The 20,008-nt window shown below is 38.5% G+C and carries 21 protein-coding genes; 6 read left to right on the top strand and 15 right to left on the bottom strand.

The features are described from left to right. Positions 1 to 92 precede the first annotated feature (92 nt). The 3 genes from CLV81_RS11460 to CLV81_RS11450 are packed head-to-tail and all read right to left on the bottom strand — an operon-like array spanning position 93 to position 2,640. Positions 93 to 515 carry a DoxX family protein gene (locus CLV81_RS11460; protein ID WP_158259118.1) on the bottom strand — a complete coding sequence of 141 codons (423 nt, stop codon included), beginning with the start codon at positions 513 to 515 and terminating at the stop codon, positions 93 to 95. 19 nt (positions 516 to 534) lie between these two features. Next, positions 535 to 1,380, bottom strand: a complete 846-nt coding sequence (locus CLV81_RS11455; protein ID WP_106145263.1) for a DUF5694 domain-containing protein — start codon at positions 1,378 to 1,380, stop codon at positions 535 to 537. Positions 1,381 to 1,386: 6 nt separating this feature from the next. Then, positions 1,387 to 2,640, bottom strand: a complete 1,254-nt coding sequence (locus tag CLV81_RS11450) for a YncE family protein (protein WP_146129887.1) — start codon at positions 2,638 to 2,640, stop codon at positions 1,387 to 1,389. A 233-nt stretch (positions 2,641 to 2,873) separates the two neighbouring features. Between CLV81_RS11450 and CLV81_RS11445 the strand changes: the two genes are divergently transcribed. Together CLV81_RS11445 and CLV81_RS11440 are read left to right on the top strand one after the other, a co-directional pair. Beyond that, positions 2,874 to 3,662 carry a LytR/AlgR family response regulator transcription factor gene (locus tag CLV81_RS11445; RefSeq protein ID WP_106145261.1) on the top strand — a complete coding sequence of 263 codons (789 nt, stop codon included), beginning with the start codon at positions 2,874 to 2,876 and terminating at the stop codon, positions 3,660 to 3,662. Position 3,663: 1 nt separating this feature from the next. Further along, complete coding sequence (locus tag CLV81_RS11440) at positions 3,664 to 4,779, top strand: sensor histidine kinase (RefSeq protein WP_106145260.1); 1,116 nt, start codon at positions 3,664 to 3,666, stop codon at positions 4,777 to 4,779. Positions 4,780 to 4,857: 78 nt separating this feature from the next. On the opposite strand, the gene CLV81_RS11435 is transcribed toward CLV81_RS11440, so the two are convergent. Continuing rightward, positions 4,858 to 6,000 carry a formylglycine-generating enzyme family protein gene (locus CLV81_RS11435; protein WP_106145259.1) on the bottom strand — a complete coding sequence of 381 codons (1,143 nt, stop codon included), beginning with the start codon at positions 5,998 to 6,000 and terminating at the stop codon, positions 4,858 to 4,860. Between the two features lie 231 nt (positions 6,001 to 6,231). Here CLV81_RS11435 and CLV81_RS11430 point away from each other — a divergent pair, with 231 nt between their 5' ends. Beyond that, on the top strand, positions 6,232 to 8,046 hold the full coding sequence (locus CLV81_RS11430; RefSeq protein WP_106145258.1) for a sodium:solute symporter family protein: 1,815 nt from the start codon (positions 6,232 to 6,234) through the stop codon (positions 8,044 to 8,046). A gap of 10 nt (positions 8,047 to 8,056) precedes the next feature. Here the strand turns inward: CLV81_RS11430 and CLV81_RS11425 are convergent, their stop codons facing one another. The 11 genes from CLV81_RS11425 to CLV81_RS11375 form a co-directional block, all read right to left on the bottom strand. After that, a complete protein-coding gene (locus CLV81_RS11425) occupies positions 8,057 to 8,698 on the bottom strand; it encodes a transglutaminase-like domain-containing protein (RefSeq protein WP_106145257.1) in 642 nt (213 codons plus the stop codon). A gap of 62 nt (positions 8,699 to 8,760) precedes the next feature. Continuing rightward, positions 8,761 to 10,014: an NAD(P)/FAD-dependent oxidoreductase gene (locus tag CLV81_RS11420; RefSeq protein ID WP_106145256.1), complete on the bottom strand. Its 1,254-nt coding sequence runs from the start codon at positions 10,012 to 10,014 to the stop codon at positions 8,761 to 8,763. Between the two features lie 33 nt (positions 10,015 to 10,047). Then, positions 10,048 to 11,613, bottom strand: a complete 1,566-nt coding sequence (locus CLV81_RS11415; protein WP_106145255.1) for an aldehyde dehydrogenase (NADP(+)) — start codon at positions 11,611 to 11,613, stop codon at positions 10,048 to 10,050. Positions 11,614 to 11,626: 13 nt separating this feature from the next. Next, positions 11,627 to 12,544 (bottom strand): dihydrodipicolinate synthase family protein, encoded by a 918-nt coding sequence (locus tag CLV81_RS11410; RefSeq protein WP_106145254.1) that lies wholly within the window; start codon positions 12,542 to 12,544, stop codon positions 11,627 to 11,629. A 45-nt stretch (positions 12,545 to 12,589) separates the two neighbouring features. Next, entirely contained in the window at positions 12,590 to 13,102 is a 513-nt protein-coding gene (locus tag CLV81_RS11405) for a hypothetical protein (RefSeq protein ID WP_106145253.1), read from the bottom strand. A 78-nt stretch (positions 13,103 to 13,180) separates the two neighbouring features. After that, a complete protein-coding gene (locus tag CLV81_RS11400; RefSeq protein WP_106145252.1) occupies positions 13,181 to 13,783 on the bottom strand; it encodes a hypothetical protein in 603 nt (200 codons plus the stop codon). Positions 13,784 to 13,917: 134 nt separating this feature from the next. Continuing rightward, positions 13,918 to 14,193, bottom strand: coding sequence for an ATP-dependent Clp protease adaptor ClpS (locus CLV81_RS11395; RefSeq protein ID WP_106147485.1), 276 nt, complete (start codon positions 14,191 to 14,193; stop codon positions 13,918 to 13,920). Positions 14,194 to 14,230: 37 nt separating this feature from the next. Further along, on the bottom strand, positions 14,231 to 15,067 hold the full coding sequence (prmA, locus tag CLV81_RS11390) for a 50S ribosomal protein L11 methyltransferase (protein WP_106145251.1): 837 nt from the start codon (positions 15,065 to 15,067) through the stop codon (positions 14,231 to 14,233). 6 nt (positions 15,068 to 15,073) lie between these two features. Continuing rightward, positions 15,074 to 15,823, bottom strand: coding sequence for a triose-phosphate isomerase (tpiA, locus tag CLV81_RS11385; protein WP_106145250.1), 750 nt, complete (start codon positions 15,821 to 15,823; stop codon positions 15,074 to 15,076). Between the two features lie 24 nt (positions 15,824 to 15,847). Then, on the bottom strand, positions 15,848 to 16,942 hold the full coding sequence (locus CLV81_RS11380; RefSeq protein ID WP_106145249.1) for a BT_3928 family protein: 1,095 nt from the start codon (positions 16,940 to 16,942) through the stop codon (positions 15,848 to 15,850). Continuing rightward, positions 16,939 to 17,481 carry a DUF1599 domain-containing protein gene (locus tag CLV81_RS11375; protein ID WP_106145248.1) on the bottom strand — a complete coding sequence of 181 codons (543 nt, stop codon included), beginning with the start codon at positions 17,479 to 17,481 and terminating at the stop codon, positions 16,939 to 16,941. Before CLV81_RS11375 ends, CLV81_RS11380 begins: the two co-directional genes overlap by 4 nt. Positions 17,482 to 17,574: 93 nt before the next feature. Between CLV81_RS11375 and folP the strand changes: the two genes are divergently transcribed. Genes folP through CLV81_RS11360 form a run of 3 tightly spaced genes read left to right on the top strand, consistent with a single transcriptional unit; the run spans position 17,575 to position 20,008 of the window. Then, positions 17,575 to 18,405 (top strand): dihydropteroate synthase, encoded by an 831-nt coding sequence (gene folP / locus CLV81_RS11370; protein WP_106145247.1) that lies wholly within the window; start codon positions 17,575 to 17,577, stop codon positions 18,403 to 18,405. Between the two features lie 47 nt (positions 18,406 to 18,452). Further along, positions 18,453 to 19,238, top strand: a complete 786-nt coding sequence (locus CLV81_RS11365; protein WP_106145246.1) for a diadenylate cyclase — start codon at positions 18,453 to 18,455, stop codon at positions 19,236 to 19,238. Between the two features lie 2 nt (positions 19,239 to 19,240). Beyond that, positions 19,241 to 20,008 carry a DUF3667 domain-containing protein gene (locus CLV81_RS11360; protein ID WP_106145245.1) on the top strand — a complete coding sequence of 256 codons (768 nt, stop codon included), beginning with the start codon at positions 19,241 to 19,243 and terminating at the stop codon, positions 20,006 to 20,008.

Raw genomic sequence — 20,008 nt, 5'->3', positions numbered from 1 at the left:
CTCAAGAAAGAGAACATCTGCTGTAAATTGGAGCATCTATTGTAATGTTCGGGTCCAAAAAAGGAAATAGGCGTACATTTTAAATCATTTCATCATTTCCTTTTTCCAAGTAGTTTTATAGTAAAACATCCGTCTCCATTTAGAAGTATAAAAATTGATGCGCTAAGCATCATGATGGCTGGAAACTTGTTCTGGTAAGGGTCTGTTAGATGCACCAATCCAATGGCAACTATAAAATTGATAATCATAGTGATTGAAGCCCATTTGGTTTTCCAACCAATAATAAACAAGACACCGCATACAAATTGGGCATAAACAGATAAGTGAGCTGCTATTAACGGCATAGGAACATCCAAGTTCTTTAAAAAAGCCTCAAACTCCAACATCCTTTCCCAAGAAAAAATGTTATCAGCCACTCCATAAATTAAATGAAAGCCAATTGGAAAACGAATGAATAAATCGGCATATGTTTTTGATGAAGGATATTGTTGAATAATCACAAAGTTGCTGTTCACTAGTTTAATCCGTATTTGTTCATTGCAAATAGTTTGCTATTTCTTCGTAATGAACATCGTTTCTAGCTTTATAGAAATCTTTAAGTACAGCTCGATGGGCACCACCAATCAAAACCAATACTCTATCTGTATAGCCAATATGTCTGTCTATATTTGACATGATATGAAAATTCCGCTCCCACCAGGTAGAAACAAATTTGATTCCAATATAAGTTGAGTCAGAAACAAACTTTGCTGTTTCTTGAATATATTGCCTCTTGTTTTTTTGGTCTTCCTCGTCACTATTTTTAAAGGCATAATATTTTTTAAGTGATTTGGCAGCAAGCACTTTTGAATCGTTTTCGTCATTCCTTTCAATACTTGCCAAAAAACTCAAGAACTCTGGTTTCATATGTTTTTCGGCAAAATTTGATAAGGAATCCAAAGGCACAGGCAGTTTATAATCAATGCAATAGATGGTAGTATGATTTAATTCAGATGCCAAACGAAACCCTATTTGTTCTCTTTCGTCCATTTTTAATTGTGTTTGACCATTGATGTAATTCATATAGGCTTCCTGAAAAAAGGCCTCATCTTTCAGGGTACATTCCAAAAGTATTTTTGTTGGTTTAAACTTTTTTAGAGCCTGCACGAGTTCCTCCATTTCCTTTTGTCTTTTCTTGGAGTCGAAATTGTCCATGTCCATGGAAGAGTAATCAGTGGTTTCTCCAAAATGAAAAGTCCCCAACAATGCAATTTTGGGATTCGAGGTCACCTCGTTTTCTTTTTGATTCGTTTTGCAAGAAATCAATAAAATTGAGAAGACTATAAGCGTCAAGTGTTTCATAGGTCTAATTAAAAATGATGAAAGGATGGACTCTTTCATACTTTACTATTGGTCAAGAAATGTATCAGTGCGTATCTGAAGTACCTTTTGTTCTTCCCACTTTTCAAAAATCGCTTCACCGTTTTTATTATAATGGGGCCATGAACTGTTTGCTATATAGAGAAATCCGAGTTTTTCATAATATTTGCCATTAGTGGGCTCGCTAGTCGTGTTAAGATTATTGTCCAACAATCTTACAGTTTCAATAGCCGAACCATTCACACTTAATTGAATTACTCTTTTCGGACTTGAATTGTTCTGTATTGCCAGTAACTTATTTCCCTTAACATGTGCCAGCCCATCGATTCCCTTCAACAAAAAGCTATCGGATTGGAACCATGTAATTTGGTAATCGTTCGCAATATCAACCTTTGCTACCCCTTTAATATAATCTGCTACGTACAAGATATTCCTGTCCAAATCAATGGTAATTCCTTGTAGATTAAAACCGTCATCCACAGGTAACTTTTGCTTTATAGTATTTGTTTTGGTATCGATAATGATGATTTCGGATTTAGAGGAGTTCGATATGTATAAGTTATCATCTTTATCAAATACCATGCTTCCAGCTACAAAATCATCATCTAGAGGTACCCTTGATTTTAATTTTCCCTTAAGAGCATCGATTTCAACAATTTCCGGAGTATTTGAAGGAATACCCTTTTTCTTGGATTGGTGTATTTTAGCAGTGCTTACCCAAACTGAATATGAATCAGGTTTGGAAGCCAAAGCCAAAACGGGTAGGTCAAACTCTTTTACTACGACAACTTCATTTTTTTTCGTGTTGTATTTAAGCAATTCGCCATGATAAACATCAGTGGCGAACAAAAGGGAATCCAATAATACTAAATCTTCCAAATGCCTTTTGCCCTTGAAAAGGGCAAAATCATATCCAACTCCCTTTACCTGTCCATAATAGTTGACCAAAGAGTCCAAAGATTGGGTATACCTATTCGATAGCAAGAGATTATTGAAGTCAGCATCTTTTTGATAGTCTATTTTGTTATTCCAGCTCAGTAGCTTTTTTAGAATTTGGTATGTGTTTTCTAAACTATCGGTGAGGCTATATCCAGTGGCCAGATTGTAAAGAAAAGTTGGCTGTGATGGATGCAAATTAAGTGCTTCCTTGTTGAGGGCCACAAATTTGGTATAGTCTTTACTTTTATGGGCCTCTATACTCTCCTTATAAATCGAATTTAAATCCTGTCCATAGGAAAAAAAGGTAAGGATGGCTAAAACCATCAAGAAACAACATCTCATCCACAAGTGATTTATCACAATGTATTGAATTCGCTACTCCTTCAGTTAAATATGATACGGATGGCCTATTTTTAGATAAGTATGGCATGATTGCTCTATGGATTATTAAATATCTTGCTCCGTGATAAGTACCTGAGAATAGCAATTGTCTCCTGACTCATTTTCGGAGTTTGCCTTCTAAAGATAAACCTATAGATTTTTTAAAACAAGTTCAATTTAATGGAACATGATAGATGAAAGTTTTAGTTGTAGATGATGAAAAGCTGGCTCGAAAAAGGATCCTAAAAATTCTTCAGAATAGGAAAGGTATATCATTATTTGAAGCAAGTTCCGGCACCGAGGCGGTTTCCAAAATTAAGTCTGAACTCCCGAATATCGTGTTCTTGGATATCAAAATGACCGATTTTTCCGGATTTGAAGTGCTAAAAAAAATAGATCCATCCATACTACCGATTACCGTTTTTGTTACCGCTTTTGATGATTTTGCAATTGAAGCTTTTGAAATTCAAGCTATCGACTATGTATTAAAGCCTTACAAGGAAAGTAGAGTGTTGGAAGCTTTGGAAAATGCGGTCCTAAACGCAGAAACAAAGCAAAAAAGCGATTATTATGATGAAATGCATTCAAGGTTTGACCAATTATGGAATCATCTACAAGAGGTGAAAAAATCCTCAAAAGGCTTTCTTGAAAAAATTGTCCTTAAAGTGGGTAGAAAATACTTGTTCGCCTATACAAAGGATATTAAATACATCACATCTTCAGCTTACTATGCGGAACTATTTATGATGGATGGCAAAAAGCATATCCATAGAACTTCCATGACCGCTTTGATGGAAAAGCTCGACCCCAGTTCATTTTTAAGGTTAAATCGTTCAACCATCGTACAGATTGCCCAAATTAAGGAAGTAATCAGTGAGGGATATGGAGATTATTGTGTGATAATGAGGGACAATCAGAAATTCAATGTTTCAAAAAGTTACAAAACTGCTGTTGTAAATCAATTGAATCTTAGGAAATCTTAAAATGAAAACTAGGGCATATACATTTCTTGACCGCAGATTGTTTCAGATACTCCTGATATATTATTTAGTGGCCTATGTAATTGATTTTGCGGCGACTGTACTTATCTACAATCAAGATGAGACCTCCAACAATGTTTTGGGCCAGTTAGCCATTCAATATGTGATTTTTTTTGTTGCAAAGTTGTCCTATGTCATAGGAGCGCTGCTGTTAACTAAAAAGTTTTTCGAAAAAGGGACACTACATTGGAGGATAGTTATGATTCATTTGGCATTGGCCGCATTGCTCTCATTTTATACCGCTTTTATAGGATTGTTGGTAGAGATTGAATTGTTCTCAAAAGCAATCACACTTACGATAGAGAGCATTTACATCAGAGGTTTGGGTGGATTGAGCTTCAATTTTTTCTTGTACTTTTCAATGATAGCCATCGTCTACGCCTATGACTATTTTCAAAGAAAAAAGGCTGATGATTTAAGAGCTTCAACGCTAAAAGCTGAACTTCTTGATACAAAAATCCGGGCTTTGCAAGCACAATTAAATCCACATTTTCTTTTTAATTCTTTGAACGATATTTCTTCATTGATAGATGACAATCAAACCAAAGCCCAGAATGCAATTGCTGACTTGAGCGACCTGCTCAGAAAAACGTTGAGTCTAAAAGATTCCAAGTTAATCTTACTAAAGGATGAACTTTCCCTTTTGGACACTTATGCGAAAATGGAAAAATTGAGATATGATGATAAGTGGGAATTGGTAAAAGTAATTCCAGAAGGCCTTGAAGAGTTCCTCATCCCTCCACTCCTTTTTCAGCCCCTGTTAGAAAACACCATTAGGCACGGATTTTCCGAAAAACATCAAAAAATCAAGGCCCTATTACGCATAAGGAAAACCAATGATTTTCTTGAGATTGAGGTAATCAACAATGGAAAACCCTTGCAATCCCAATCACCTTTAATTGGGAATGGTATTGGAAACGTTTTGGAAAGACTTGACTCTTTATTCCAAGGAAATTATGAATTTGACCTCTCTGACTATACTATTGATGACGAGTATTTTTGTGGCTCCTTTGTTGTTGTCAAACTTAAATTACCTGCTTTAAAAAAGTATGCTAACTAAGGTTCAAAGTTATTTCTATATCCTCACTGGAGAATCGATGCCAATTACACCTTTACAATACACTTTCAAACAGATTTCTCAATCCAACATATCAAGGGAAAGAACTGTGCGAAACCCCAAATGTTCCAACGAAGAGTCTTCTGTAGAGGCCATTCTAGAGGATATACGGTAGTTGGCACAATAGGTAACGCTACACAGAAATGAACCCCCTTTAATCACCCGCTCCTTGGTTCGAGGATTGAATGGATTGTAAGCAGATTTGGCTCCTTTTGGATTTAATACCTCTCCTTTTTCATATAGTGTTTGATAATACTTTGCATGATACCAGTCACTGGTCCACTCCCATACGTTACCGGACATGTCATGAAGCCCAAAGTTATTTGGCTTAAATGAACCCACCGGAGCCCTCAGTGCAAAACCATCTTGTAGCGTATTGGTCATTGGAAAGTTTCCTTCCCAAGTGTTCGCATTGGAGTTTAATTGCGCCACATCGTTCCCCCAATAGTAGATGGAAGTAGGCTTCTTACCGCGAGCTGCATACTCCCATTCAGCTTCTGTGGGCAGTCTTCTCCCAGCCCATTTACAATAGGCCAATGCATCTTCAAAAGCGATATGCACTACAGGATGCTTTTCCTTTCCATCAATATTGCTACCGGGACCATTGGGATGTTTCCAATTTGCTCCAATTGTCCAATTCCACCATTGGGAATAGTCATGAAGGTTAGAAATGGAAGTGACATTTTTCTTGAACACCAATGAACCTGGTTTAAGTAGGGCATCTTCTGGCTTCGGGGTGTTAGCGGGAAGTTGTTTTTTCATTTCTTCCCAGTCCACCTTTCTTTCCGCCACTGTAACATATCCCGTTTCCTTAACAAATCGGGCAAATTGAGCATTGGTCACTTCATGCACATCCATAAAAAACCCATCTAACATCACACTATGTGCAGGCTTTTCATGAGCCATTGCCAAAGTATCACCATTAACAGCGCCTTGTTGAAATGTTCCTCCAGGTATCCAAACCATTCCTTTTGGTGTAGTTATCGAATCAGGTTGCTCCATAAGCAATTGAACTTCAGTCACCTTTGTTCCTTCGGTTGGCAACTTTTCTAAGTTGTTTTTTCGCTTTTTAGAGCATCCAACATAGAAAAAAACCAACGTTAGTGCCTGAATTATAAGTAAGAATGGAGTATATTTTTTCAGGATTGAATTCCTCAAATTCATAGTATCAAAGTATAGGTCTAATTTAACCAATATTCCGGGCTTGGGTCATAAATAAATTACAGTATTCGATAGTTGGCACGTGTTTTTGAACATCACTTTTTTTCCTTTTAATTACATTCTCAAAACAATCAATAAAAAGAAAACACAAGCATTCATGTTGAAATACTTGTATATTCACCTTCATAAAGAAGGTTTTGATTCAAGACTAACCTGTCTGTAAAATAACTAACCATGGAGCTGAGCAATCTGGACTACGGGATTATTATTGTTTTTTTTCTGGCAACCTTGATAATTGGGCTTGTAGTAGCCAAAAAATCTGGAAAAAATACTTCTGAGTACTTTCTTTCTGGACGAAATATGCCATGGTGGTTATTGGGATTTTCAATGGTTGCCACTACGTTCTCCACTGACACCCCTAATTTGGTAACTGATTTGGTTAGACAGGATGGTGTTGCAGGCAATTGGGTGTGGTGGGCTTTTTTGCTTACTGGTCTATTGACTGTCTTTATTTATGCACGCTTATGGCGAAAATCCAACGTCAACACGGATATGGAGTTCTATGAAATTCGTTATTCGGGAAAACCAGCACGTTTTTTACGGGTATTTCGTTCCTTTTATTTGGGTTTCTTGTTCAACATTTTGGCAATGTCCGGAGTCACTTTGGCCGCAATTAAAATAGGTCAAGTAATGCTAGGGATTTCTGCTTGGGAAACTGTTGGCTATGCTGCATCTGTTACCCTGTTGTTTAGTGCAGTAGGAGGATTCAAAGGTGTGGTGTATTCTGATTTCCTACTGTTTTTTGTGGCTATGGCAGGTGCCATTGGAGCCGCATATTATTGTGTAAACCTACCGCAGATAGGCGGACTTGAAAACCTAATTCAGCATCCAAATGTCCAAGATAAATTGGCATTGGTCCCGGAAAAGAACGACACAAATGCCATTATTACCTTATTGGCCATACCTCTGGCAGTACAATGGTGGAGTTCGTGGTATCCCGGCTCTGAACCTGGTGGTGGAGGTTACATTGCCCAGCGAATGTTGGCCGCTAAAAATGAAAATCATGCCATAGGAGCTACCTTCTTTTTTAATATCATGCACTATGCCCTTCGCCCTTGGCCATGGATTATTGTAGCGCTATGCTCTTTAATCATCTTTCCAGAGCTTTCAAACCTAGCAGATGCATTCCCTGGCATTACCGACGATAAACTAGGGCATGATTTGGCATACCCTGCCATGTTGACCTTCTTGCCGTCTGGTCTATTGGGTTTGGTGGTCGCATCCATGGTGGCTGCCTACATGTCCACCATATCAACCCATCTCAATTGGGGAGCTTCTTATTTGGTCAATGATATTTACAAAGAGGTTATTGATAAAAATGCATCAGAGAAAAAATTGGTTGCTGTGGGCAGAATCTGTACAGTAATCCTTATGCTGGCAAGTACCTCAATTGCTATGGTGTTGACCAATGCAGTACAGCTTTTTAAGTATATCCTGATGTTTGGTGCGGGCACTGGACTTATATTCATTCTAAGATGGTTTTGGTGGCGCATCAATGCTTGGAGCGAGATTTCCGCTATGTTCGCCTCCGGACTCATTTCCATCATCATAAGTATCCCTGTAATAAACTCAGTTATGTTTTCAGGAGAGGAAGCAATTTTCCCTGGCTGGTTTGAGTTTCCGTTTGTGGTATTGGTGTCTTCCTTGGTTTGGTTGTCGGTCACTTTTCTGACAAAACCGGACAATGAACAAAAGCTTTTTGATTTTTATAAGCACATTCAACCTGGCGGAAGAGGTTGGAATAAAATTGTAAATCTTGCTCAGGAAAAGAATATTTCCATTGTTTCGGATACGGGTAAATGGATGGTTCCAAAGGGTATTTTAGCCATGATTCTGGGTTGCTTGTTAGTATACTGCATTCTTTTTACAACAGGAATGTTTATTTACGGAAAAACGAGTACCGCTTTTATCATGATGGGAGTGGCTTTGATTCTAGGATTTCTTCTATTCAAAGTCTGGCGACAAATTGGTAAAAAGCTGCTGGTTTGAATTCTCAAGGTCAAGAGATCTTAATTTCTTCTTTTCCTTTATACAACTCATATAGCTTAGGGTAGTTTTCTTTAAACGTCTTTTTTATAAAATCAAGAGGGACATCTGAGAAGCTGCCATAATCCTCTAAATACTCCATAAATTTTTCACTGTCTTTGTTGTATTCCTGGAAAATAGAGTCTTTTTCACCGTTGAATTCCAATGGTTCCACATGATACATTTCGCACAGTTCTTTATTAAAGGCGGGAGAACACTTTGCCCATTGGCCGTTATGAAAGACCTCTACCAAACCGTGAGGTGCTATCTCATTTGACCCTAACTTCGCTTCCAGTCTTTCCGTAGCAATATGGTTAGATACTTTTGCCAAACGTAACCGGGCGGGAATACCCAAACCCCTTAGTGCCGAAACATATAAGATGGCTTTGTCCACGCAATGCGCTTGTTCCTTTGAATAGATATGACTGGATTTGTAATACTTGTCAGTAAAGCCAATATGATATGGATTATATCGCCACGAATCCCTTACCTTGATGTACAGACCTGAAATCTTCTCTTTTTCAGATGAAAGAGATTTAAACTCCGAAATCAAATCCTGAATTTGAGGGCTGTTAAAATCGAAAAAATAAGATTCTTTTAAATATTCCGCTTGCATAAGCGCAAGATATCTTTTTATATTGATTCAATCGATTTGTAAAAGTATTTGGGATTATTCTCTTAGAATCTGTCCAACCGAAATGCGAACAAATCCATAGATGGTTTTTTCTGCATTATTACTTCGCTCAGCAGTTTTCCCGTAATAGCTCCTAGACTCAACCCCATCATTCCATGCCCTGTTCCAACATACAAATTACTTAGGGCTTCCGATTTTCCAATATAGGGCATACCGTCAGGAGTACAGGGCCTATAACCCTTCCATATATCTTTATCATCCGTAAAGGGTAACTCTATATTTTTATAATACCTGGGTATACTTTCCTTTATTCCTTGAATTCTTTTGGTATTGATTTGCGGAGATATGCCACTCATTTCCAACGTGCCGCCAATTCGCAAATCATCGCCCATTGGGATAACAGCTACTTTCGCTTCGGATAGAATTGTTGGAATTTGCGGTCGAGTTTTGGGTTTTTCTAAGGTGATGCTATACCCTTTTCCATCTTGAATGTAGATTTTTATGTTGGCTTTTTTCAATAAAGTTGCTGTCCAACTTCCTGAAGCTACAACCACATTTTTTACCGGAATAGTATCTCCATTCTCGCTAATCAGGGCTTCAATTTGTGATCCTTTAAAACTAAAATCCGAAACGGAAGTATTGGTTAGGAAATGAACTCCTTTTTGTTTTAACACTCCAACCAATTGAAACATGAGTTTGTTGGAATAGAGATGGGCATCACCTGGAAAATAAAGGCCGCCCAATACATCCAAATCCATATTGGGTTCTAATTTGCCCAATTCTTTTGAATCCAAAATTTCTGCCTCTAACCCTATCTTTTTTGCCTGTTCAGCCGTTTTCGCCTCTTTTTCTGCTTGCTTTTCCGACTTATATAACATCAACAAGCCTTTTTCCTCAAAACTAAAATCAAAATTCTCCAAACTAGATAATTCTTGATACAAATCCTTGCTGCGTTCATTGAGTTCATATAAAATGGGCATCGCCTGCTTAACATGCTGGTGATTGGATGAGCGATAAAAGTGCCATAACCATTGTACTAAATCCTGATTTAGTCTAGGTCTTATGTAAAATGGACTTTTACTGTTGAGCATCCATTTTAAACCCTGAGCCACAACTCCAGGATTTGCCATGGGGACAAAATGACTGGGAACAATCATTCCTGCATTGCCAAAGGAAGTTCCTTCTTTCAAGTCACCTTTATCAATTACCGTAACAGCGTACCCCTCCTTTTTTAGATACCAAGCAGCACATAATCCAATAATACCTCCACCAATTATATGTACCGTATCATTTCCCATTTGAAAACTCGTCAAAATGAAATATAAAATCTGTTATGATTTGGTCAATTCTCCGTTAACGGTTCGCCATATACCCAAGGAATTATCGTTTTGCAATTCACTTGGCAAAAGGTTGTTGGGCATATTTTGAAAAGCGACAGGTCTTGTAAATCTTTTAATGGCATCCGTGCCCACAGAAGTAAAAAGGGCATTTGAAGTTGAAGGAAAAGGACCTCCGTGATGCATAGCTGGACAAACCTCAACACCTGTAGGGACTCCGTTACAAATTAATCTCCCTACTTTTTCAATCAGTATCTCGATTAAGTCTTTTGATTCTTCAAAATCCTTATTCGTCCCCATTAAAGTCCCTGTAAGTTGACCATTCAAACTATTGGCCACTTCCAACATCTCTTTCCTATTCCTGCATAGTACTGCAATAGTAAACGGTCCAAATACTTCTTCCTGTAAATGTATATTATCCATAAAGGTCGAAGCCGATACCTTAGCAATGGCAGGTCCCGCTTTCCAAGAATCAGAAATATTTTCAAAAAGCATGGAAACTCCATTTGAATTTGAGAACTCACTTTTCTTTTGAAGGTATTTGGAATGTATACCTCCACTCAACATGGTATCAGACGGTAGTTTTTCGAAGGTTTTGGTTAAATTTTCGAGAAACATTTCAGTAGTTTCACTTTGTTCCATTACCAGAATACCTGGATTGGTACAAAACTGCCCGGCTCCTAAGTTTACCGAGTTGGCAATGGTTTCAACCATTTGCAGACCGTGATTCCTCAGTTTTTCGCTCAAGATGAATATTGGATTGTTACTGCCCATTTCGGCATAAACGGGGATTGGCTCAGGACGGCTATTTGCTAAATCAAACAGTGCTCTCCCACCGGAATATGAACCCGTAAAACCAACAGCCTTTATCAAGGGATGCTTTACCAACTGTTGCCCCGTTTCTATTTCACCATTAAGTGACGAAAACACTCCGTTGGGTATGTTACATTTTTCAATCGCGTTGACAATTGCGTTGGCGACCAAGGCATTGGTTCCTAAATGTGCAGGATGGGCTTTTACGATTACCGGACACCCAGCAGCTAAAGCTGAGGCGGTATCCCCACCCGCGGTAGAAAAAGCCAGAGGAAAATTGCTTGCAGTAAAAACAGCTACTGGCCCCACAGGAATCAGCATTTTACGTATATCCACTCGAGGTAAGGGTTTACGCTCAGGTAAAGCTTCGTCCATAGTGGCATTGACCCAACTTCCTTCTTCCACCAAATCCGCAAATACTCGTAATTGATTGCAAGTTCTACCGCGCTCCCCAATAATTCTTCCTTCAGGCAGTCCTGTTTCGGACATGGCCCTTTCTATCAAAACATCACCAAGATTTTCTATTTCCTCCGCAATCCTTCTCAGAAAAACGGACTTTTCTTTACCCGATTTATTTTTATAAGTTTCATGGGCCTTATTGGCTTCCAAACATGCTTTTTCAATTTCCCCTTGTGTTGCGACGGCAAATCTTTCGGGCAATGAATTTTGGGTCAAAGGATTTACCGATTGCATAGTTGCCTTCCCTTCAGAACTTAGTGTACCGGCTATTAAGTTTTCAGTTATCATAGTTTGAGGCTGATTAAATGTTTAAATAGTCAGGCAATTGCGGTCTTGTAGCTAATCCTTTTTCTAAGATAGCTAGAACACGAAGTCTTTCATCTCCTTTTAACGCTTGTCGAGGCGCTCTTACATGTTCGGTACCAATTCCTGTTATAACTTCCGCCAGTTTAATGTTCTGGACCAATTGTGGGCTTATATCCAATTCCAATATTGGCAAGAACCAACGATAGATTTTGAGCGCTTCATCAATGCGTCCTGCTTTGACCAAGCGATAAACTGCTACCGTTTCTGCCGGAAACGCGTCCACCAAGCCTGCCACCCATCCATCGGCGCCCATCAACAGTTCTTCCATGGCCAAGGTATCCACACCACAAAGTATCTTGAATCTATCCCCAAAGTGATTCTTCATCCGAGTCACATTGGAGATATCACGAGTACTCTCCTTTACCGCATTAATGTTTTCTATTTCTTTGAGTTGCCCAAACATCTCAATGGTAACCTCAATTTTGTAATCAACCGGGTTGTTGTAAATCATAATAGGTAGTTGAGTACTCTGGGCAATCGAAATAAAATATTCAAGAACTTCTTCATCCGTTGGTTTGTACATCATTGGAGGCAAAAGCATTATGCCATGTACACCTATTTCACTTGCTCTCTGGATTAATTCAATTGCGTTATGGGTAGCTCCCTCAGCCACATTCAAAATCACATCGATTTTAGCACCTACACTTTCTAGAACAGCTTTGGCCAGTTCCAATCTTTCATCATGGGTAATGGTACTGCTCTCACCTAAAGAGCCGCCGATGACCACTCCATCAATTCCTGCTTTTACTTGGAATTCAATGTTTTTTAAAAAAGTGGGAATATCCAGTTCTCCATTTGCCTTGAATTTTGTGGTAACCGCTGGATATACACCATTCCATTCTACTTGTCTCATACTCAGATTTTATTGGTTGGTTTTTATGGAACAACCGCGATTCCATCATTTTTTCCATAGAGGCATGGCATTTTCGCTTTGCCCATTTCCTTTTTTAACAAACCATGAAACATTCATGTTTCTTTGATTCTGACTTAGAATCGTGTCTTTATTAAGACTCATGGTCAAACGGTCGGAAAAACCATTGGTGCCTACTATAATGTTCCATTGGGTGTTCCTAAAACGAATGTTGGTGGTATCCTTTTCAATCAATGGATTTTGTCCAATTATTGGAGACATTTGGGCATACACCTCCGAATCATTCAAAATTGTAAAAAAATGAGCCTCAAAAACGTGTTCAATGGTAAGTGTCGTATCTCTACGTATTTGGCCTCCATAGCCGACTTTCACAAGATTTCCATTACGAATGGCATTCAACAAATCCTGTTTTTCTCCAAAAAGTGTTTTCCCGTTGGAGTCATTTCTATAAATCAATTGCCATTCACTTTCTTTTATAGATGTGGAGGGCCCACAGGATAAAAAAATAACCAAAAGGAGTAGTAAACCATTGTACTTCATGATAGTCTGTTTAGAAACACCAAAAGGTAGTATTTTTTGAACATCCTAACTAAAGAAAACCCATTGTAATTTGATGATTCAGTTCTTCAAAGAATCAATCACGGCTTTAGCCTTTTCCAGTTCTTTTGTCAACTTTTCATTTTCCAATCTATGTTGGGATTGAACTTGTTCAAGCTTTCGTTCAAACTCATCCATGGGAACATACTGAGGTTCCAAAAAAGCATTTTTCAAAATGCTGTATAAGGTAAAAAGGAAGCTAACAACAACTGCTGCAATAAGAATGGACAATAGGTTTTTTTCCCGCTTTAGCGAAGGTGAATTCTTCTTGAGTAACTTCTTTTCATCTTTTGAAAGCTTCCTGCTCCCTGAAAGTTGATTCAAAAATGTATCCCATTTTTCCTCCTCCTTCACATGCATGTCCAAAAAGCCTCCTTCAATCAGGAAATCCTCAGTTTTAGGGGTGGAGGCCAACATGAAAATTTCCGAACCATTGCCACTCATAATGTCCAAAAGACTTGGATTATAATCCCGAATCTCTCTAATCAGCTTTTTAGCAAAATCAAGGCTATAGTTGGGACGAAGAAACTCATCGTAAAGTACCCTTACTTCGAAGTAGTCCCTACGTTCAAGGGCATATTGAAGAAAGCGGTCTTTAAGTTCAGATTTAAAAAATTCGCCCATGCCAATAATGGATTTTTTGAAAGACCCTAAATTTAAAGCAAAACTTGGATTGAAGTCTACCCTATCGGTAATTTCACAAAGAAATAACCCTTGAGAATGGTTTCCAGTTTTTTAACCTTTTGGTAAAGTGGGGTTTATACAATTTCGGCACTTAGCCCAGCTTGAAGCAGTCTAGAACATCTAGGCTTTAAATCATCATAATCACCGGTCTTAACCGTGCATTTTCCATTGTAATGCACAATCAAAGAGCACTGCTCTGCCTGTTCGGGAGTATGTTCGCATACATCGATTAATGTAGAGATGACATGGTCGAACGTATTAACATCATCATTAAAGAGAATGATTTCCGATTGTTTCAGGACTTCTTCTTCCAGTAATAGCTCTTCCGATATTTTTTCCTTGTTTGCCAAAGCTCCCAATTTCTAAATCTAATATACTAATTTTCAGCTACGAAAGTTGAAAAAGGGCCGACACCCAGTTGTTTTTTTCGAGATTGTCAATATAATCCAATTTTATTGAGGTACAAGCATCTTTGATGCCTTTTAAATCCTCATTGTAAAATCCACTTAACAATAAAAAACCATGTTCTTTAAGTGATTTCCCATATCTGGGAATGTCTTTAAGCAGAATATTCCTGTTTATGTTGGCAAGAATCACATCGTATTTTTTGTCTTCCAGAAGGCCCACATCACCGTGAAAAGCATGAATCCCAGTGCATTGGTTCCGTTCAATGTTTTCTTTTGTGTTGATATAACACCACTCATCAATGTCTATGGCATCCACATAATTAGCACCTTTCATACAGGCCAAAATAGCTAAAACACCTGTTCCACAACCCATATCCAAAACGGTCTTCCCATCAAAATCCATACTAAGCATCCGTTTTAACATCATATATGTGGTTTCATGATGACCGGTTCCGAAACTCATTTTAGGTTCAATTACTATATCATATTCTACATCTTCAGGAGGATGGAAGGGTGCTCGCACAGAACATACTCCATCAACATCTATAGGATGAAAGTTTTTTTCCCATTCTGCGTTCCAGTTTTGTTGAGGGATTTCCTTTTGTTCCCATGAAATGGATACTTCTGGATTTTGGATTACAAATAGGTCTTCCAATATGCCAGCTTTCCAATGTAATTCCAAGATGTAGGCCAGAATACCAGAATCGGTTTCCACAAAACTTTCAAAGCCCAGTTCCCCCAATTCTGCGATTAAGATATCAGAAAAGGGTTCACGCGGAGAAACCGTAAAATCAAATTCAATATAAACCAATGGCATTGAATATTATATTGCCTTGATTATGGCAATAAAATCGTCTGCTTTTAGCGAAGCACCTCCAATAAGGCCACCATCCACATCTGGTTTGGAGAAAATGTCTGCAGCATTTCCAGGTTTTACACTGCCTCCATATAAAATGGAAACATTGTTTGCAATACCATCGTTATAAGCTTCGGCGATGGTTTTTCGTATAAAGGCGTGCATTTCCTGAGCTTGTTCGGGGCTTGCCGTTTCACCGGTTCCAATCGCCCAAACAGGCTCATAGGCCAATACTATTTGGCTCCATGCCTTCTCTTCTAAATGAAACAAAGCTTCTTTTAGTTGGTTTTCCACAACGGAAAAATGATTCCCTGATTTTCTGTCATCCAACTCTTCCCCAAAACAAAAAATAGCGGTCATCCCTTTTTCAATTGCCGTATTCATTTTTTTGGCCAGTAGAGCATCATCCTCGCCAAAAAGTGACCTTCTTTCAGAGTGTCCCAGAATCACCGTGTCCAATCCTATATCCAAAAGCATATCCGCAGATATTTCACCCGTAAAGGCACCATTATCGGCAAAGTGCATGTTTTGTGCAGCAACCTGTATTGTGGAAGACTCAAGACTATTTTTTGCTGAGACCAAATTAACAAAAGTAGGTGCAACAATAACTTGGGCATGCGTATCCGGAACTTTCGCAGATAATTCTGAAAGTAGGACCTCCGTCTCGCTCATTGTTTTATTCATTTTCCAATTTCCTGCAACTATTTGGGTTCTCATAGTAGTATGGTTTGATATGTTGTTTTATAGTTTAAGCTTATCTATGTCGTTGTAATGTACTTTTTGTTGAATAGTTCCCCGCTCCAAGACCAAAATAGCAGGATTGGACCTGACGATGGTTTTTAAAGCAGTTTCATCAGTAAAATAAAAGTCAAAATCTAAATCATGTTCCTCTCTAATTGCATTAGCTCTATCAATGCTTGAAGCTGACATTCCAATCACTTTATATCCGTTTGAGGCCGCTTTTTTGGTTACCACAGCCACATCTTCAAAAACTTCTTGATTGCTCTTAGCTAAATCGTAAGCAATCACCATAACCAACTTATCTTCTTCCAACAGTTGGGCACTCAGGTCTTCTCCATTTTGCTCAATCGTAAAGTCGTGAATTGGAGGTTCGTACCCTTTTTGGATTTCCGTGGTTTCAACCCCAACGAACTCTCCATCTACTGAAGGGTATTCCCCATTGGTCACCACTACTTTGTCTTCTCCATTTACTTTGAATTGCCACGCATATTCGTAAATCGGTTTTGGGGCATCTTCGGGAACGGACATTCCCTCTTGAATGTTAGCTCCAATTTTATAGGGTCGGAAATCAACAGAGGGTAGGTGATTCAACACATGATTTGCAAAGATTGCACAGGCCAAAACCGTAATTCCTGCCAAAATCCAGCTGGTCCTTGTTTGAAACAATGGCTTAATAAATCTTTGTCCCTTAAAAAGAATCAAAACAAAAACCAACAAAATGATATCCTTGGTAAATGATTCCCATGGAGTCAATTTTATGGCATCGCCGAAGCAACCACAGTCGGTTACTTTATTGAAATAGGCGGAGTAAAAGGTTAGAAATGTAAAAAAGACAATCATCAGCAGTAGACTCCATACCGTAAACCGTGGTTTGAATCCCAGCAATAAAAAAACACCTAAAACCACTTCCAAAATCACAACAAAAATGGAAATTCCCAGGGCCAAAGGCATTAAAAAAGGTAAATCCAACACCCCTTGACTAAAGTATTCTTCTAATTTGAATGAAAAACCAACAGGGTCATTCAGTTTTATCAGCCCACTGATTATGAACAAGACACCAACAAATACTCTGGAAAACCATACTAGATATCTCATATTCCAGCGTTTAAATGAATCAATGCAAATACGGCATAATTGACCATATCCTGATAATTGGCATCTATGCCTTCGCTTACCAAGGTTTCACCTTGGTTATCCTCAATTTGCTTCACCCGAAGCAATTTTTGAAGTATTAAATCCGTAAGCGAACTTACACGCATATCTCTCCAGGCTTCACCGTAATCGTGATTCTTGTTTTCCATTAAGGTTTTTGTAATGCTGACTTGCTCATCGTATAGGGCTATCGCTTCTTCCTCTGTCAAATCAGGCTGTTCAGAAACCCCCTTATCCAATTGAATAAGAGCCATAATGGAATAATTTATTATTCCTATGAATTCTGAATGCTCCCCTTCATCTACCATGCGGGTGTCATTCTGTTGTAGGCTTCGGATACGCTGAGCCTTAATAAAAATTTGGTCCGTCAAGGAAGGAAGTCGCAGAATTCGCCACGCTGTTCCATAGTCCTTGGTCTTTTTGATGAAAAGCTCCCGGCATTGCTGTATGACCTTGTCATACTGTTGGGAAGTCTGCTGCATCTATTCTTCTTAATTTATGTAAATTTCGTTCAAAGTCTGACTGCAAAAGCAGTTTGCCAAAGATAATCAAACCCATAAAAGCACCTCTTTTTTATGACGATAAACTGTAAGGGAAAGCTTGTAGACCTAAGCATACCAAAAGTGATGGGAATCCTTAATCTGACCCCCGATTCCTTTTATGATGGAGGGAAGTACAAAGATGAAGGAGCCATTTTGAATCAAGCGGAGAACATGCTGGCTGAAGGTGCCACATTTATAGATTTGGGTGCCTACAGTTCCCGTCCTGGGGCCAATCATGTCCCAGAAGATGAAGAAAAGAAGCGAATTTTACCGGTGTTGGAATTATTGCTGAAACATTTTCCAGAAACTTTTTTTTCAATTGACACCTTTAGAAGTAGCGTTGCCAGTCAATGTTTGGAAATGGGAGCGGCTTTGATTAATGATATTTCCGCTGGAAACTTGGACCCGGAAATGTTCAATGTTGTTGCGCGTTTCCAAGTTCCCTACATCCTAATGCATTTAAAAGGTACTCCTCAATCCATGCAGAAAAAGGCTGTTTATGATAATTTGACAAAGGATTTGCTATTGTATTTTTCAGAAAAAATCGAAAAGGCCCATGCGCTAAAAATCAACGACATCATAATAGATCCTGGGTTCGGTTTTGCCAAGACTTTGGAACAAAACTATCATATGTTGTATCATCTGGACATCTTCCAAACTTTAAATAAACCTATATTAATTGGGCTTAGCAGAAAATCCATGATTTACAAAGCCTTAAAATCATCAGCAAAGGAGGCGCTAAACGGCTCTTCGGTTTTACACGGTATTGCCTTGCTTAAAGGAGCGAACTTATTGAGAGTTCACGATGTTAAGGAAGCCCAAGAATGCATAACACTCCTTGAAACCTTAAAGGCCAATGCCTAACCCATTTCGATTTTTCTATTTTTGTTAATTTTACAAAAACAGCGCGGTTGGATTTCCTCAATTTCCTCGAATTTAAGATTACGGATTTCATCGATATAATCCTTGTCGCTGCTCTCCTCTATTACATCTACAAACTGGTCAAGGGAACTGTCGCCATCAACATTTTCATTGGGATTGTTATCATTTGGGCACTTTGGAAATTAACGGAACTACTTCAAATGAAGATGATAAGCAGCATGGTTGGAGGGTTCATGAACATTGGTTTGATTGCGTTAATCATAGTTTTTCAACAAGAAATACGAAAGTTCCTGCTCATGATTGGTTCCACAAACTTTGCCACCAAGAGGAATTTTGTGAGGCATTTTAAATTCCTAAAACAGGAAGCGCTTCCTTCCATTACCAACGTCACTGCCATTGTATCTGCTTGCGAAAAAATGGGAGTTTCCAAAACTGGGGCGCTGATTGTTATAGAAAGGAACAGCCCTTTGGACTTTGTAAAGTCTACAGGTGATCAGATGAATATTGAGATTACCCAACCTATTTTGGAAAGTATTTTTTTCAAAAACAGCCCATTGCACGATGGGGCAGCCATAATTCAAGATAATTACATAACGGCTACCCGCGTTATTTTGCCTGTTTCCAATGACCGGAACATTCCCCTACGTTTTGGTCTTCGTCATAGAGCCGCGGTTGGCATCACAGAAAAAACTGATGCGCTATGCTTGGTTGTAAGCGAAGAAACTGGCGCTATTTCATATATAAAGAATGGTGAGTTTGTTCCTTTTAAGGGAACAACCCAGCTAACTTCATTAATTGAAAAAGACCTAGAGTAACTATGGTTTGTAAAAATTGTGGTGCTAGTCTAAGATCGGATTTCAGATATTGTCCGGAGTGTGGAGCCAAAGTGATTCGTAATCGGTTAACACTTAAAAACATATGGCAGGACTTAAGTTATCAGGTATTCAATTTAGATAATACCCTATTCAAAACGTTTAAGCACCTATTTACCCAACCCGAAATTGTTGTTGAAAGCTATATCTCCGGTATCCGTAAAAAATATATGAACCCCATAAGCTATTTTGCCATTGCCATTACCCTATCTGGAGTTCTGTTCTTTGTTCTAAGAAATGTGTATGAAATTACCCTGACTCAAAACAATGCGATTAATCCCAATGCCCCCAACTTGGATTTCATTTTTGACTATCAAGGGTTGATGTCCTATCTTTTTATGCCCATCTATGCGTCAATAACATGGATTTTATTTTTGGATAAGGGAAAAATGAACTACACCGAACATTTGGTGGCAAATGCCTACATCACTGCTCAAGCATCATTTGTCCAGGTAATGGTATGCCTACCCCTCTTTGGTTTTTTTGATATCCAATACGATATTTTCAATTGGATTTATCTGTTTTTCATAACCGCCTATTTGTTTTTAGTATTTGGCAGAATACACAAAATTGGATTTTTCAACACTTTTATCAGGTCTCTTGGATATTTAGTGCTTTTTGCAATCATGATGCTTATAGTAGGGATAGCAATAGCCGCAATCTTTTTTATTACAGGACAACTCAATATTGAGGATTTTGCCCAAAAAAAGTAG

This window comes from Flagellimonas meridianipacifica (genome assembly GCF_003001695.1).
GTDB classification, from domain to species: domain Bacteria; phylum Bacteroidota; class Bacteroidia; order Flavobacteriales; family Flavobacteriaceae; genus Flagellimonas; species Flagellimonas meridianipacifica.
The sequence above is the reverse complement of the archived record's forward strand: the minus strand, read 5'-3'. Positions and strand labels throughout refer to the sequence as shown.